We start from the raw sequence: 14,570 nt of genomic DNA, 5'->3' as shown, positions 1-14,570 counted from the left end.
GCATCCAGGACAGCTCATGTCGACTTCGTTTCTCACGCGCTCCCTCCGCGCCGCCGCGCTCGTGACCTGGGCCGCCAGCGGGCTCGGGTGTGCTCCGCCCAAGCCGCCGCTCACCTGCGCGTCCCAGGGCGGTGCCCCGTGGGTGGAGCTCTCCTCGGAGCACTTCGTGATGTGGACTGATCTCGACCGCTCCGAAGCGCGCGACGCGCTCGCCGAGTTCGAGACCTCGTACAACGCGCTCGAAGACGTTTGCTTCCCGAGCGACACGCCCGACCCGTTTCGGATGCAGATCGTCCTGTTCGCGCGCGAGCGGGATTTCAGTCAGTTCGTTCGGCGGCCCTTCGGCGGCTATTTCATGCACGCGCTGCCGAACGACCTCGAGCCAGCTCCGACCATGGTCATGTACGGTTCGCTCGGGGAACAGACGCGCCTCACGTTCCAGCACGAGCTCGCGCACCACTTCATCGCGCAGAGCATCGGACCCACGCCAGCGTGGCTCAGCGAAGGGCTCGCCCAGTTCTACTCGACGCTCCGCTTGCAGGACGGTTATGCGATGATCGGCTCACCGCTGCCCGATCGAAGCTTCCTGAAGGGGGCGTCCTGGCGCGCCGCAAGCAATGGCCCGTTCACTCGCTTGCTGATCCCCGTCAGCCGGGCGCGGTCCGCCACGGAGCTCATCGACCTTGGCCGAGACGATTTCTACGGCCGCTCCGGCGAGCCATCGGAGGCCGAGCGCCGCCAAGTGGCGATCAACTACCTGAGCTCGTGGGCGCTCGTTCACATGCTGAGCAACGGTCCCGAGCCCTACGTGCGGCGCTTCGCCGGATTTCTCGAGGCAGCCTCGCGAGGCGTGCCCGTGCGGCAGGCCTTCCAGCAAGCCATCGCCGACATCCCGTCCGAGCAGCTCGATGAGCATTTCCGGAGCTACCTCGTGGGCCCGCGGCTGATCAAGAAGGTGGGCCCCTATGCGCCCCCGCCGCCTCCGCCGCCGCAGACCGAGCGCGCGATGAACGACGCCGAGGTCCACGTGCTCTGGGCGCGTCTCAAGTCGTGGGATGGTGACGAGAGGGCCTGGGCGGCGGCGCACCTCGAGGAGGCGCTCGCTCATGAACCGAACAACGCGGAGGCCCGCCTCTGGCGCGGGCGCCTCTGGACCGCCGAGGGCCGCCTCAGGGAAGCGGAGCAGGAGCTCACGGTGGCGCTCGCGGCGAGGCCGATGGATCCTCGGTATCTCCTGGCGATGGGGAGGTTGCTCTACACGCTGGCGAGCCATCGCGTCATCACGACCCTCGACGCCATGGGACGCGCCGCCCCGCTCGTCGACCGTCTGAGCCGGGCCGCATCCACCGCGGCGCAGCTCGATTTCGTGGCCCGATACCGCATCGAGCACCGCGAGCTCGACGAGGCACAGACGTTCATAAGGCGCGCCCTGAAAACCGACCCAGGCTGCGCGTCCTGCTACGACACCTACGGCATGCTGCTCCTCATGCAGGGTCGAGTCACGGAGGCCATCAGCGCGGCGGGGCACGCGCTCGATCTCGTGCCGGAAGGGAGTGAAAGTCCGGTCATCGAGGCGCGTCTCCGCTGCTTCCTCGCGCACGAGCAGGCGGCGCGGGACGGCGCGCCGACGCGTGCGGAGAAGTGCTTCGACCCGCTCCGACGGTGACGCCGGGCGCGCTCGCGTCGCCTCAGCGCTGGCAACCGCCGAGCAGCGGCGCCCCGAGCAGATCGAGCTGCTCGACCGCGCGCTGCGGCCGGCGCGCGCGCCCGCCCGCGCCCACACCCGGGGCGGCGCTCCGGGAGCTCGCCCGCCAACCACGGCTCCGGAGGCAACACGACGTACGCGCCCGGCAAGCGCCCGCTCTCGGCCCACGCGTCATGAAAACGGAAGTCGAACGTGGGAATGTTGAGCTCCAGGTCGACGAGGATCCTCCGCCCGTCCTCCTGGAGGCACACGAACTCCCGCTCCTGGTCGCTCCATGAGCGCTCCGTCGTCCTGCACGAGAACGCAAGGCCCGACAGGCCGACGCGCCGAGGCCGGTGAGCGAGTAGTAGAGCAGCAGCGCGCTGCGCCCTCGCGCGCGCTCCGCGCCGGGCAGGATCGCGCCCGCGTTCAGCACGTTCAGGTCGGGGGAGACGAGATAGATGAGAAAGAAGAAGAAGATCAACGCGAAGACGCCGTCCCAGATCCCGAAGAACCGATAGAGCCAGTGGAGCTCTCCGATGGTATAGAAGTAGAAGGTGAAGAGAGAATAGATGCTTTTCGCCACGATCCCCGTGACGAGCAGATCGGTGCTCACCTGGGCGGCACGGAAGATGAGGAAGGCCAGCACGCCGATGGTGAACGAGAACCCCGAGACAAACGCGAAGCTCGGGACGTCGATCGGCGGCGGGACGCCCAGCAAGGCGAAGATCGGCCGGTGGAACAGCAGGAGGAGCACGTTTCCTCCAGCGTTGGCGATCGCCGTGATCAGGCTGAGCACGCGGAAAACCCGGAGCAGTCCAGGCGGCGCTCCAACCGCATAGCCCTGCATTTCGAGACGCTCTTTCCTGACGGAAGCGACCGCGGCGATCCCCCCGATTTTACTGCTCGATGGCCCCTGAGGATCGCCCCCGCGCGATCCGGAGGAGATAGAGGAAGAAAAACGCGACGAAGCCGAAAAGCGCACGCGCCTTGTCGCTCAGGGCCGCGGCCCCCGAGACGCGGAACGACAGAAGGAGAAGCACCCCGTCAATCGGCCGGAGCCGCGCCACCCCCTCGCCAACCGCGCTCCCGTGCTCGTCATCCCCCTCCTGGATCCGGAAGGGGAGCACGACGCTCTCCCTCCACAGCCGCCATAAGGCGAAGGCGCTGCGCGGCCGGAACACCCGCGCGCCGCGCAGCGTGAACCGCCGGCCGTCGGCGCCGTCGAAGGGAAGCACGTAGCGTATCTCTCGCTCCGGGCCGGTCCCTGTGGCGACGAAAAGATTCCAGACGCCCTCCCTGATCGGAGTCTCTCCCGCGGTCAGCCCTCCCGCCGACAGCGTCCCCGTCACGAGCCCTGGGTGCGCCGAATCGGAGATGAACCTCGCCAGATAGGAGATCGTGATGCGCAGGTGAAGGCGCACCTGGCGGGGCGCCGCTCGCCGGTCGGCGGCCGCTCCTGGGGTGCTCTCCCAGGAGCCGGAGAGGCGCTCCCGGAACGTCAGACCAAGCCCCGGATGCCGCGGCGGCGCCGTCCCTGCGGCCGGTATCGCGATGGCCGTCAGCGGATCCGCATAGGGCGCGGCGTGCGCCCGCTCCGGCGGTGTCCAGCCCGGCTCGCCCGTGATCCGGCGGATGATCCGCTCGATGTTCCGCTCGGTCACCGCGGCGATGGTGTGCGACGGGTTCACGCCGGTCGCCGCTGGCAGGATCGCGCCGTCGAGGACGAAGAGGTTTGGATAGTTGAACACCTCGCCGAGGCCGCTCGTGACGCCGTGCTCCTCGCTGTCGCTCATCCGGCAGCCGCCGAGGCTGTGGACGGTGATGGGCAGGTGCGCGAACCGCCAGAAAGGCGAGACCGCGTAAGCGCCGCCGAGCTGCGCCACGATGTCCTGGGCGAGCCGCTCTTCCACGCTGTAGAGCAGGAGGTTCGACGGGACGTCCCACCGGACCGACAGCTTTCCGCCCCGCACGAGCTCCAGCCGCCCGTTGGCCAGGTCCCTCCCCATGCCCAGGAACATCGCGGTGTTCCGCATCTCCTCCGGCGTGACCGGGGGCGGCTCCCGCTCCGACGCCGCCCGCATGATCTCGTCGAGCGCGGCGCCGGTCGGCGGCTCTGCCGGGGTCGCCCAGGGCCTGTCCAACGCCGCCGCCGGCCAAGAGCGCCAGTCGATGTGCGGCCTCGAGAGCTTGATGATCGGCCAGAGCTGCCTCGGGAAGCCGCCGTCTTCGATCAAGAACCACGCCTGGTCGCGCCCGGGGCCGCCCGCGTAGACGACGCCGGCGGTGATGGGCGGCCCGCTCGCCGGCTCGAACGGAGCGGCGACATCGAAGCCGAGGGCGAGCAGATCCCCGTTGCCCGAGTACCCCGCGCCGAGCTGCGCGCTGAGCCGAGGCAGCGCGCCCGCCTCCTTGCAACGCAGGAGCAGCTCGGTCGAGCCGAGCGAGCCCGCGCAGACGAAGACGTGCTCGGCCTCCTCGAACAGCTCCTGTCCGCCGCGCCCGTGATCGCGGTACGCGACGCGGTACCGTGGTCCCTCCGCGCCGGAGAGCGGCTCTATCAGCGTGACCTCGCACTCCGTGCGCATCGTCGCGCCAGCGCGCTCCGCAAGCGGGAGATAGTTCATGTCCAGGGTGTTCTTCGACCGATGGACGCAGCCGATGGTGCAGTCGCCGCACTCGACGCACCCGCCCTGCAACACCCCGAACTTGTTCGGGTGGAGCCCCGGCTTATTGGAGAAATTGATCGCCAGCGGCGGATAGAAGAGCTGCTCCTTGCGGCGCAGCTTGGTGAGCGCCTCGGACATCTGCCGCGTCTTCGGCGGCAGTCCGCCCGGCGAGCGGGTGATCGGCTGGATGTCCAGCATGTAGGCGACCAGGTCGTAATAAGCATCGAGCGCCGCGCGGCTGTAGCCCTCGGGCCACCCGCGCTCGAAGACCTCCGACGGCGCGCGCAGGTGCACGTTGGCGTAGATCAGGGAGCCGCCGCCGTAGCCCGCCGACTGCACGACGCGCATCTGATCGATAGGCCGGACGTCATACAGCCCTCTCGTCTTTTCCCAGAGCCACTGATCGAGTCGACCTCTCGGAAACTCGGGGACCTTCTGGTCGTACCGGCGGCCGCGCTCGAACACGGTCACCGCAAATCCGGCCTGCGCGAGGCGACAGGCGGAGACCGCTCCACCAAAACCCGTCCCGATCACGATCGCTCGATGCTGTCCCATGGCTCCCCCCTGCTTCGATGCTGTCCCATGGCGCCCCTTGGCAGAGGCGTCTTCGGCCCGTCATGGATCTTCACGTTCGCCTCCGCTCGCGGCCTGCGCCCGTGAGACGGGGATGCGCCTGGCTCACGGAGCGGAGGAACGCGGCGAAAAGCCCGACAGAGACCCGATTCCCGGCGACCGGGATCAGAAACAGCCTCGGCACCTGCCCGGGGGTAGGCCGGGAAATTTCAGAGGAGTATCGCCGCGAAGGGACCTTCGACCCAACACATCGAACAGCGAGCCGGAGAGGTCAAGGGACCCTCCTTGCGATCCCTTCATTGTCGTCGATCTCCGCGGTATTTGCACCCTGCGTCACGACGCGGAAACCGAGAGCGGGCGCCTGCCGGGAGCGTATGTCACGTCGCCTCCGGATCCGTGGTTGAAGTGCGCCGTCAGCGCGCATGCGAACGCCTGCATCGTCGCCGCCTTCTATCGAGACGTGCTCAAGCGGAACGGCGTCGACAACCGCGGCCACAGGTTCACCTCGAGCGTCCAGTGCCTGTACGGGCCGGAAGGGATGCAGACTCGGGAATGGCGGAACGCGGTCTGGGACGGCGAGCAGATGAACTACGGCCAGCCCGATCACATGAACGATTACCGGCGCTTCCCGTGTCGCGAGCTGCGCGAGCTGGTAGAGCGCCGGTCGCGAGCTGGTAGAGCGCTCCGACAGGGAGGCGGACGCGCTCGCGTCGCCTCAGCGCGGGCAGCCGCCGAGCAGCGGCGCCCCGAGCAGATCGAGCTGCTCGACCGCGCGCTGCGCCCGGCGCGCGCGCGCGCCCGTGGCGCTCCGGGAGCTCGCCCGCTGCACGAGCTCCTCGCGGAGCGCCACGAGCTCACGCGTCGGCAGCGTGCTCGTGTCCGTCACGAGCCGCGCTCCGTCACGGTAGCCGGTCCACACCGTGTAGCCGTCCCGTGTGACCTCGATCCCGAAGCTGGGGCCATAATCCGTGATCTCGTAGCTGCGCCCCAGGGCCAGGAAGCTCCACTTCTTCATCGCGACCGTCTCGCCAGTGTCCGTCGAGGCGGTCGGATCGGCCAACAAACCGGGGGTCGGGCCCTCCCGGGCCCATGGCCCCGTGCGCGCGCGAGCTGCGCGCGAGCTGCGCGGAACCCGTGCGTAACCCGCGTGACCCGCGCGTCACCAGCGCCCGCGCTCCGGAGCGACGCGCCCTCGCAGGGCTCCCTCCGCGCCGCTCCGCACCGCGAGGTGCCTCACGTCGTGGGATACCTATCGTGATGGCGGACCCAAGACATCGTGTGAGGCAGCGCGGCCTCGTCGCGGCCCAGGGGCGTGAGATCCAGGTAGTTGTAGGTGCCGATCAGGACATCGAGCCCGCGCGCGTAGGTCGAGTAGGTGTGGAAGACCTCATCGCCTTCGCGGGCGAACACGCTCAGCCCAGGAGCCTCCGGGAAGGGGGAGCTCGCCTTCTTGAAGTTGTACTCCATATCGCCTCGAGCGCGCTCCTCCTCACGGAACGAGACGTGATAGTCATAGTTGAAGTCCGTCTCTCCCGAGGAGACCCACGGGAACGTCCAGCCCATCCGCGCCTTGAACGGCTCGATCTTGGCGAGCGGCGCGCGGGAGACGGCGCAGTACGCCGTGTCGCGGGCGGCGAGGTGGACGTGGCCACCCTGGATGTTGTCGGCCACGTACGAGCAGCTCTTGCAGCCCTCGTCCCAGCTCGGCGCGAACATGAAATGGTAGACGAGGAGCTGCCGGCGCTCGCCGAAGAGCTCGCGCAGCGTCAGCTTGCCTGAAGGCGCGTCGAACACATACGCCTTCTCGACCCTCACCCACGGCAGCTCGCGGCGCGCGGCGCTCAGCGCGTCGCGCCGCCGGTCGTGCTCCTTCTCTCTCTCCAGCAGCGCGAGGCGCGCCGCCAGCCACTCTTCCCTCGAAACGACCTTGGCGCGGCTCATCGGCGCTCTCCCTTCGACGCGGGGGCGCCGGCGGCGCTCCTGCTCTGGTTCCGGTTGCGGAGCTTCTTGACGGCGATCGCGGTCACGGCGCCGGCGGAGGCCGCCTGGGCGAGGACCCATCCGATGGACGCTAGGCACGCTGGGCACATGGGGATCTCCTCCTGTGGGCGGCGCGCGCGGCGTCTCGCCGCGCCAGCCGCTGACCCGCCGAAATGACCACGGCGCCTGCGGCCGCGACAGCAACATCGATGTCGCGATCCGTTGGCGCGCGCCGCCGGGCGTGCGACGCTGCCGCGATGGATGCGACGGCCGAGGTCCCCGCCGAGCTCGGCGCGCTGGCGGCCCGCTCGCTCGCGGCGGGCGACGCGCTCGACGCGCTCAATGTGGTCGGCCCCTTCGGAGGGCCACACGCGCTCGCGCTCCGCGGGATCGCGCTCGCGCAGATGGGCGCCTATCCGGAGGCGAAGGCAGCGCTCGGCCGCGCCGCGCGGGCGTTCGCGGCGGCGGGCGCCGAGCGCGCCCGGGCGCGCGCGAGCGCCGCCCTCGCGGAGATCGCGCTCGCGCAGCGGGAGCTCGGCGAGGCGCGCCAGGGGCTCGTCGAGGCGGGTGACGCCCTCGAGCGCGCCGGCGATCTCACGAACGCGGCGTGGGCTCGCCTGGGCGCGGCGCGGGCCGCGCTCCTCGAAGGCCGCGTCGCCGAGGCGGAGCGCGCGCTCGCGGCCGCCGAGGCCACGGTCACGAGCGACGCGCCGGTGTTCACCAGGGCCGCGCTGGCGCTCGTGCGCGCCGAGGCGCATGCGCGGCTCGTGCGCGCGTCCTCGGCGCGGCGCGCCGCCGAGCAGGCCGCGGCGTGGGCGCGGGCGAGCGGACACCCGCTGCTCATCACCGAGGCCGAGCGCTTCCTCCGCGCGCACGACGAGCCCGTGGCGCGCCGCGTCCAGGGTGGCCGCGACGAGCCCGTGCGCCTCGCCGATGTCGAGGCCCTGGTCGCCGCGCCTGCGGGGCGGGTCGTCGTGGACGCGCTCCGCCGCCGCGTCCTCGACGGCGGCGAGGTGCGGGCCGACCTCGCGCGCCGACCGGTCCTGTTCGCCCTGATCGAGGCGCTCGCGCGCGCCCACCCGGCGGCGCTCGCGAGCGACGACCTCGCGCGCGCCGCGTTCGGCGTTCGCGCGGTCAACGAGTCCCACGGGCGGCGGCTGCGCGTCGAGGTGGGGCGCCTGCGCGCCGCGATCCACGGCGTCGGGGTCGTGCGGGCGCTCGGGAACGCGTACCGCTGGGAGCTCGGCGCGGGCGTGGAGGTGGTCGTCCTCGCGCCGCTCGAGCCGGGCGACGCGGCCGCCATCCGCGCGCTCCTCTCGGACGGCGCCGCGTGGAGCGCCGCGGCCATCGGCGCCGCGCTCGGCAAGAGCGCGCGCACGGTGCAGCGCGCGCTGGCGGAGCTCTCGCTCGCGCGCGCGGTCGAGGTCACCGGCAGCGGCCCCTCGCGGCGCTACGCGAGGCCAAGAGCGGCGCTGTCGATCGCGTCACAGATGTTGCTCCTCGGGCTCGCGCTTCCTGGTTGAGTGCGCGTCGGGTGCGCGGGGCGAGGGAGGAGTTGACCATGAAAGCCCGGCAGGCCGAGATCATCGCGGAGCGCACGTTCGAGGGGGTGGAGTCGATTCACGGGGTCGCGTTCGACGGACACGCCGTGTGGTTCGCGCACGGCGATCGCGGAGACCTCGTGTCCGCCGAGCCCGAGAGCGGCCGCGTGCTGCGTCGCCTGAAGGCGCCCGCGAGCGCCGGGGTGGCGTTCGACGGGCGCCACCTGTGGGTCGTCGGCGGCGGCAGGATCCGGAAGATCGATCCCGCGAGCGGGGCCGCGGTCGGCGAGGTGCCGGGCTTCGACGCGACGCCCGTGAGCGGGCTCGCGTGGGCCGACGGCGCGCTCTATGCGGGCATCTACCGCGAGCGGAAGATCCTCAAGATCGATCCCGAGCGCGGCGCCGTCCTCCGCACGCTCGTCTCCGATCGGCTCGTCACCGGCGTCACGTGGACCGACGGCGATCTCTGGCACGGCGTGATGTGCGAGGAGGAGGGCGCGCCGTCGGAGCTCCGCCGCGTCGATCCCCGGAGCGGCGAGGTCCTGGACCGGCTCGCGCTGCCGGAGAGCGTGCGCCTCTCCGGCGTCGAGGCGGACGCGAGCGGCCGCATGTGGTGCGGCGACCCGGCGACAGGCAAGCTCCGCGCGGTGAAGAGGCCGCGAAAGGCGGTCTGATTCACCCTGGGTTCGACCTGCCGGGTGCAGCGGGCCAGCGTGTGGAGACAAACTCACAGCGTGAGTGACACCGCGCCGGCGGGAAACGTCTGGGTCGCTGCGCGCGGCGATGATCAGAATCGAAACCTTCGGGAATGCGAAGGCGCGAATGCGTGACTCGCGGACAGCGTTGGACTTCCAGCCTCCTCGACGGGAGCGGTGTCGATCGGCGCCGCGTACCCATGTGGAGATCCGATATGCATCTTCGATCGTCTGGCTGGATCTTCGTTCTGGGTTCCTTGGCGCCCGCCTGCACCGGGCAGCTCGGCGATCCGTCCTCGGGTCCGGCTGGCGGCGAGACCGGCGGGAAGAACCTGGGCGTGAACGTGGGCCAGTACATCAACAACACCACCGCGCAGAGCTCGAACAAGCTGCTCACGTCGGTGATGAATGCGCTCGGCTACGCCGCGACCGGCATCGGCATCGAGCCGAGCTGCGGACCGCTGCCGGGCTTCCTCGCCTGACGCGTGCTCGTGGCAGGGCAGCGCAGGCTCCCAACCGTCCTCTCTTGAGCGAGGAGCCGGGAACAAACCGCCTCGACCCCGTGTTCCATCGGCCATGGCGCGACGTGTGATGGGCTGGGTCCTGATTCTGTTCACGCTGGCCCTGGTGGGGTGCGATCATGCGACCAAGGCGGCTGCGCAGGCCGCGCTGGAGCGGCGAGGTCCCCTGTCGATCGTGCCGGGCGTGCTCGATCTGCGCTACGCCGAGAACCGCGACATGGCCTTCAGCCTGCTCCGCGGCATCGAGTCGCCGGCGAAGGTGGCGATCCTCTTCGTGTGCTCGATCCTCGTCCTGGGCGTGATCATCGCGGGCTGGTGGAGCAGCCGCCGCGCTTCGGCCACCGAGCAGGCCGGGTACGCGCTCATCGTCGCCGGCGCGATCGGGAACGCGATCGATCGCGCCTTCCGCGGCTATGTCGTCGACTTCATCCACCTTCACAGCTGGCCGGTGTTCAACGTCGCTGACATGGCCATCGTGGCGGGCGGGATCTTGCTCGCGATCGTGATGTTCCGGCGTGCGCGCCGGGAGCCGCGCGAGGTGTCCTGAGCATCGCCTCGTGAGATCGTCTCGCCCGAGCACGCCGCCGTCGATCAGGGTTTCTCATACCCGGACGACAGGGCGGTCGCGCCGCACCTCTTCCGGTCCGATCCCTGATTCAGCCCAAGAGGACTGGCCGTGCGGCAGCGCCGCTGGGATCAGGTACAGAGCAGCTTCTTCAGCTCCTCCTTGGTCTTGGCCTTCGCGCCGGCCAGGGCGGTGACGGCGAGCTGCTGTATCTGCTTCGCCCTGGAGCAATCGTCTGGCCGGTTGGGCGCCTGCTCCAGCAAGGGGCCGAGCTCCTCCGTGGGACCTTTCGCCTGCTTCTTGATGCAGAGCACGGGCTCGCCCTCCTGAAGATAGTACCGGCGCTGCGTGACGCTGCTCGTCGTCGCCGGCTTGTCCGGCGTACCCCTCGTCCCGTCAAAGGCCCAGGATCCATCGTCGTGCAGCGCGAAGACCAGCTGGCCCTGGTCGTAGTAGAACTGGTACGTCGACTCGCCGTGCCCCGCGTCGGCGGCCGCGATCTCCGCTTTCTGGACCGCGCCGTCCGCCTGGTACAACCGGAGCTCGCCGCGCCCCTCGCCGCCGGCGCACTCGAAGCGGAGCTCGCTTCGCTTCAGGTCGTTGCGGGCCTGGATGTCCTGATACCGGGCCCTGATCTTCTGGATCCGCGGATCGTCGAGGCTCACAACGGGGCCCTCGGCGCTGTCCGCTGCTGCCTGGGGTGCTGCCGCGGTCGTCGGGCTTTCCACCGCGGAGGTGCCGGCCGGGGGCGTGGTCGCGCCGGGCGCCGGAGCTCGCCCCGTACCTGCGGGGGCCTCGGAGACGCTCGCCGGCGAGGTGGAAGACGGCGAGCTACACCCGATGCCGACGGCGACCAGCAGGGCGATGGAGGATCGGTTCATGAGGACCCAGAACGCTTGGTGCAACCGTCACATTCGGCGGGTCGGGTCACCCGCCCTTGCGTCGAAACTCCACGAAGAACCGCACCGGGCCGTCGGGGTCGACGTGGTGCAGCACCTCGGGCGCGACGACGCCCGGGGTCTCTGGATCGAGAGAGAGCTCTCGACCGCCGAGCCCATCGATCCGGTAGCGGAGCCGCCCCGAGATCACGTGGATCACCCCCCATACGCCGGGCTTCGTGGAATGGTTCTTTCGCAGGCCGGCAGGGATCGTGGCCTCGTCGAAATCGGCCGTCCGCTTGTACGCGACCAGCCCGTCGGGCATCTCGAGCCGATCGCAGCGCACGCAGTCGAGCTCGGTGCCGAGCATCGAGGCGCGGCCTTCGGGCGTGACGACCCAGGGGCGCGAGAGGAACGGTGGCTTGTGCCGGACGTGCTGGCCATGTCCACAGCTCAGCTCGGCCACCCAGTCGTTCGCATCGTCCTGATGATAGCCCGTGATCGATCGGCGCATCGTCGTGCCCGACGACGTACTACGCGCCCAGCAGCGCGGCCATCGCAGGCGCGATGACCTCGGCGACCGCGCGGCGGTGGGAGGCGGCAAGCGCCGCGCCGTCAGGGCGCCCGTGCGCGGCGAGGGCGTCGGCCTCGGCGTCCGGCGCCGTGGCGGCCGGAGGAGGCGAGGCGAGGGCCGCCTCGAAGGCCTCGGAGACCGCCCGGCGCACCGGCTCTCCGCCCGTCTGGAGCGCCCAGGCCACGAAGCGCCATGCGAGCTCGGCGTGCCGCGCCTCGTCCTCGGCGATCGTGGCAAGGGCCCTCCGGACCGCGGCGTCGGTGGCTCGCGAGAGCTGCTCGCTGGCTTGCAGGGCGGCGAGCGTCTCGCCGACGCAGCCCTCGCGGACGGCGCGCGCCGCGAGCTCGGGCAGGTCCGAGGCGACCTCGACCCGCCCGCCGAACGCGAACGGCGCCGGCGCGAGCGCCGCGCCGGCGTACGCGCTCGCCAGGCCGAAGCAGAGCGCCGCGTGGCGCACCTCGTCGCCCGCGGCCTCGTGCGCGGCCGCGAGCATGTCCGGGGGGGCCCCGACCGCCATCAGCTCCAGCGAGAACCGCGCGAAGGAGGCGACCGATGCGTGCTCGAGCAAGGCGTCGCGGAGCCATGCCTCGGCCAGCGCGGCGCGGGTCGCCTGCGTCAACGCCGCCACGTCCGGGCGCGCCGCGGCGCCCCACGCGCTCGCCGCGCGCCGCTCTGCCCGCGCCGTGCGCGCGCGCTCGCCCACGAGGAACGGACGGCCTGAGCCGCCGCAGGTCGCGGTGAACTCGTAGCAGCACTCGCCGCCCCTTAGGACGCCTTCACCGAGGGTGGTGTACCAGCACCCCGCGGGCGCGCCGGGCAGCGGTTGCGGCGCGGAGGAGCTGTAGGGGTCCAAGGTCGGGCACGTGCCCGCGGGTGAGCCGCCGATGCCCCCCTCGCCGGCAGTCCCCCCTTCGCCGGCAGCGCCTCCGACACCGCCCTGTCCTCCCTGGCCCGAGGGCCCCAGGGCGACACAGACCGTTCCTTCCTCGGTCCATTCGACGCCGCCTGCCTGGATTGACGTGGCGGCATCGCTGCTTGGCCCGCCATTCCCACCCATCCCTCCACGCGTCCCCGAGCTCTCGTCGTCGGATGCGGGGCCACCGCCTCCGCCTGGCGCGCGCTCCAGGGTGACGTCGCCGCCGCAGGCGACGCCTCCAACAGCCACGTTGAGCGTCGCCGTGGCGAGAATCGCGCGTGTCAGCTGGTGAGCGAGCGCGATCCGGAATTGAGCCGGAGAAAAGGGAGTACTGGCCATGGTGCCAGAGAACAGCAGCATCCATACCAGCGCAGGATTCGCGGGCGCAGCCTTTCAGCGCGGGAATGGCCGGCACAGCATGGCACAGGCCTGGTCTGCACCGATTGCGCCGCTGCCGCGGCGAGCCCTCGCGGCCCGCGGGCGGCGTGGCCCGCGCGCGCGTCGACGTCGCGCTGCGCTGCGCCGCGCCCGCCTGGCATCGAGCCGGCCGTCCAGATCGCGGCGCGACGCAGCGCCTCCGGCTGCGCTCGGCTCTGCGGTCGCCGCTGCGCTCGGCTCAGCGGACGCCGCTGCGCTCGGCTCCGCGGTCGCGGCTGCGCTCGGCTCCGCGGACGCCGCTGCGCTCGGCTCCGCGGTCGCGGCTGCGCTCGGCTCTGCGGACGCCGCTGCGCACCGAACCGCGCTCGCCGCTGGTATAGAGGCGCTCATGACCCTCCTCCGAGACGTCCTTTCAGCGCTCGAGTCGATCGCGCCGCTCCGGTTCGCGGAGTCCTGGGACAACGTCGGCCTGCTCGCGGGCGACCCGGCGCGGCCCTCGTCGGCGGCGCTCCTCGCCATCGATTACACGCCCGAGGTCGCCCTGGAGGCGCGCCATCTCGGCTGCGATCTCGTCGTCGCCTACCATCCGCCCCTCTTCGAGGCCGTGAAGCGCGTGGTCGCGCCGAGCCCCGTCTTCGCGGCCATCCGCGACGGCATCGCGCTGTACTCGCCCCACACGGCGCTCGACGTCGCCGAGGGGGGCACCAACGACGTCCTCGCCGACGCGCTCGGGATCTCGGCGGACCGAGCGCCGCTCAGGAGGGCGCCCTCCAAGGCGTGGCAGCACAAGCTGGTCGTCTTCGTCCCGGAGGATCGCGCCGACGCGGTGGCCGACGCCCTCGCCGAGGCGGGCGCGGGTCGGATCGGCCGGTATTCGCGCTGCAGCTTCCGCACGCTGGGGACGGGCACCTTCTTCGGGGAGGAGGGCGCGAGCCCCACGGTCGGCGAGAAGGGCCGCCTCGAGCGCGTCGCCGAGGTGCGGCTGGAGATGGTCTTCCCCCGCGACCGGACCGCCGCGGTCGTGCAGGCGATGCGCGCCGCGCACCCGTACGAGGAGGTCGCGTTCGACCTCGTCGAGCTCGCCGCGGAGCCGCTCCGGGCCGGCATCGGCCGGATCGGGCCGCTCACCGGCGCAGCGCCGGTCTCCGAGCTGCTCGGCCGCGTCAAGGAGGGCCTGGGGGTCGACGCCTTGCTCGTGGCCGGCCCCGAGCAGCGCGCCGTCTCCCGCGCGGCCACGTGTGCCGGCGCGGGCGGCGCGCTCCTCGACGACGCCATCGCGCAGGGCGCGGAGCTCTACCTGACCGGCGAGCTGCGCCACCACGACGCCCTCCGCGCGGCGAGCGCGGGCGTCACCGTGGTGTGCGCGCTGCACTCGAACAGCGAGCGCGCCGCGCTGACGCGCCTCGCCGAGCGCCTGCGCGCCGCGGTGCCGTCGCTGCGCGTCGAGCTCAGCGCGCGCGACCGGGATCCGTTCTCGATCCGCTGACGGAGCGGCGCTGCGCCGGGAGGGGGGCGGGGCGCGGGCGCGCGTCAGGGCGCGGCGGCGCGCCCGGCGCACCGAGGCCCCTGGCTCGGACGGGACCCACCGATGCGGCA

The 14,570-nt window shown here is 71.7% G+C and carries 14 protein-coding genes and 1 pseudogene; 7 read left to right on the top strand and 8 right to left on the bottom strand.

The genetic code is table 11. From position 1 onward, the window contains the following. Positions 1 to 16: 16 nt before the first annotated feature. Entirely contained in the window at positions 17 to 1,666 is a 1,650-nt protein-coding gene (locus WMF19_RS25040) for a tetratricopeptide repeat protein (RefSeq protein ID WP_437901431.1), read from the top strand. Positions 1,667 to 1,688: 22 nt separating this feature from the next. Here WMF19_RS25040 and WMF19_RS25035 read toward each other — a convergent pair whose 3' ends face one another. Beyond that, entirely contained in the window at positions 1,689 to 2,534 is an 846-nt protein-coding gene (locus WMF19_RS25035; protein WP_437901430.1) for a hypothetical protein, read from the bottom strand. A gap of 49 nt (positions 2,535 to 2,583) precedes the next feature. Further along, the gene (locus WMF19_RS25030) at positions 2,584 to 4,908 is read right to left on the bottom strand and encodes an FAD-dependent oxidoreductase (protein WP_437901429.1); all 2,325 of its coding nucleotides are present in this window, start codon (positions 4,906 to 4,908) and stop codon (positions 2,584 to 2,586) included. Here WMF19_RS25030 and WMF19_RS25025 point away from each other — a divergent pair. Beyond that, positions 4,907 to 5,518: pseudogene (locus tag WMF19_RS25025) on the top strand (hypothetical protein); the annotation flags it as partial. The gene WMF19_RS25030 and the pseudogene WMF19_RS25025 sit on opposite strands and share 2 nt — an antisense overlap. 123 nt (positions 5,519 to 5,641) lie before the next feature. Here WMF19_RS25025 and WMF19_RS25020 read toward each other — a convergent pair. From WMF19_RS25020 to WMF19_RS25010, 3 genes are all read right to left on the bottom strand, one after another. Next, a complete protein-coding gene (locus tag WMF19_RS25020) occupies positions 5,642 to 5,941 on the bottom strand; it encodes a hypothetical protein (RefSeq protein ID WP_437594662.1) in 300 nt (99 codons plus the stop codon). Positions 5,942 to 6,159: 218 nt separating this feature from the next. Beyond that, positions 6,160 to 6,867, bottom strand: a complete 708-nt coding sequence (locus WMF19_RS25015; RefSeq protein WP_272093271.1) for a DUF899 domain-containing protein — start codon at positions 6,865 to 6,867, stop codon at positions 6,160 to 6,162. After that, positions 6,864 to 7,016, bottom strand: coding sequence for a hypothetical protein (locus WMF19_RS25010; protein WP_437331036.1), 153 nt, complete (start codon positions 7,014 to 7,016; stop codon positions 6,864 to 6,866). The genes WMF19_RS25015 and WMF19_RS25010 overlap by 4 nt, the downstream gene beginning before the upstream one ends. Positions 7,017 to 7,115: 99 nt before the next feature. Here WMF19_RS25010 and WMF19_RS25005 point away from each other — a divergent pair, with 99 nt between their 5' ends. The 4 genes from WMF19_RS25005 to lspA all read left to right on the top strand — a co-directional run bounded on the left by WMF19_RS25005 (position 7,116) and on the right by lspA (position 10,210). Continuing rightward, positions 7,116 to 8,429 carry a helix-turn-helix domain-containing protein gene (locus WMF19_RS25005; protein ID WP_437901428.1) on the top strand — a complete coding sequence of 438 codons (1,314 nt, stop codon included), beginning with the start codon at positions 7,116 to 7,118 and terminating at the stop codon, positions 8,427 to 8,429. 38 nt (positions 8,430 to 8,467) lie between these two features. Further along, complete coding sequence (locus tag WMF19_RS25000) at positions 8,468 to 9,121, top strand: Vgb family protein (protein WP_437901427.1); 654 nt, start codon at positions 8,468 to 8,470, stop codon at positions 9,119 to 9,121. Between the two features lie 236 nt (positions 9,122 to 9,357). Then, complete coding sequence (locus tag WMF19_RS24995; RefSeq protein WP_272093266.1) at positions 9,358 to 9,624, top strand: hypothetical protein; 267 nt, start codon at positions 9,358 to 9,360, stop codon at positions 9,622 to 9,624. A gap of 94 nt (positions 9,625 to 9,718) precedes the next feature. Next, the gene (gene lspA / locus WMF19_RS24990) at positions 9,719 to 10,210 is read left to right on the top strand and encodes a signal peptidase II (protein WP_272093265.1); all 492 of its coding nucleotides are present in this window, start codon (positions 9,719 to 9,721) and stop codon (positions 10,208 to 10,210) included. A gap of 149 nt (positions 10,211 to 10,359) precedes the next feature. Here lspA and WMF19_RS24985 read toward each other — a convergent pair whose 3' ends face one another. The 3 genes from WMF19_RS24985 to WMF19_RS24975 are packed head-to-tail and all read right to left on the bottom strand — an operon-like array spanning position 10,360 to position 12,533. After that, positions 10,360 to 11,109 (bottom strand): hypothetical protein, encoded by a 750-nt coding sequence (locus WMF19_RS24985; RefSeq protein WP_437901426.1) that lies wholly within the window; start codon positions 11,107 to 11,109, stop codon positions 10,360 to 10,362. A gap of 46 nt (positions 11,110 to 11,155) precedes the next feature. After that, positions 11,156 to 11,620: a DUF3565 domain-containing protein gene (locus tag WMF19_RS24980; protein WP_437901425.1), complete on the bottom strand. Its 465-nt coding sequence runs from the start codon at positions 11,618 to 11,620 to the stop codon at positions 11,156 to 11,158. Positions 11,621 to 11,639: 19 nt separating this feature from the next. Beyond that, positions 11,640 to 12,533 carry a ferritin-like domain-containing protein gene (locus WMF19_RS24975; RefSeq protein WP_437901424.1) on the bottom strand — a complete coding sequence of 298 codons (894 nt, stop codon included), beginning with the start codon at positions 12,531 to 12,533 and terminating at the stop codon, positions 11,640 to 11,642. Between the two features lie 829 nt (positions 12,534 to 13,362). Between WMF19_RS24975 and WMF19_RS24970 the strand changes: the two genes are divergently transcribed. Next, positions 13,363 to 14,460 (top strand): Nif3-like dinuclear metal center hexameric protein, encoded by a 1,098-nt coding sequence (locus WMF19_RS24970; protein ID WP_437901423.1) that lies wholly within the window; start codon positions 13,363 to 13,365, stop codon positions 14,458 to 14,460. The last annotated feature ends 110 nt before the right edge of the window (positions 14,461 to 14,570 follow it).

Origin of the sequence: Sorangium sp. So ce124 (genome assembly GCF_051525235.1) — a bacterium.
Taxonomy (GTDB): Bacteria; Myxococcota_A; Polyangia; order Polyangiales; family Polyangiaceae; genus Sorangium; species Sorangium atrum.
Note: the sequence above shows the minus strand (reverse complement) of the source record. Positions and strands in the feature narration are given on the sequence as shown.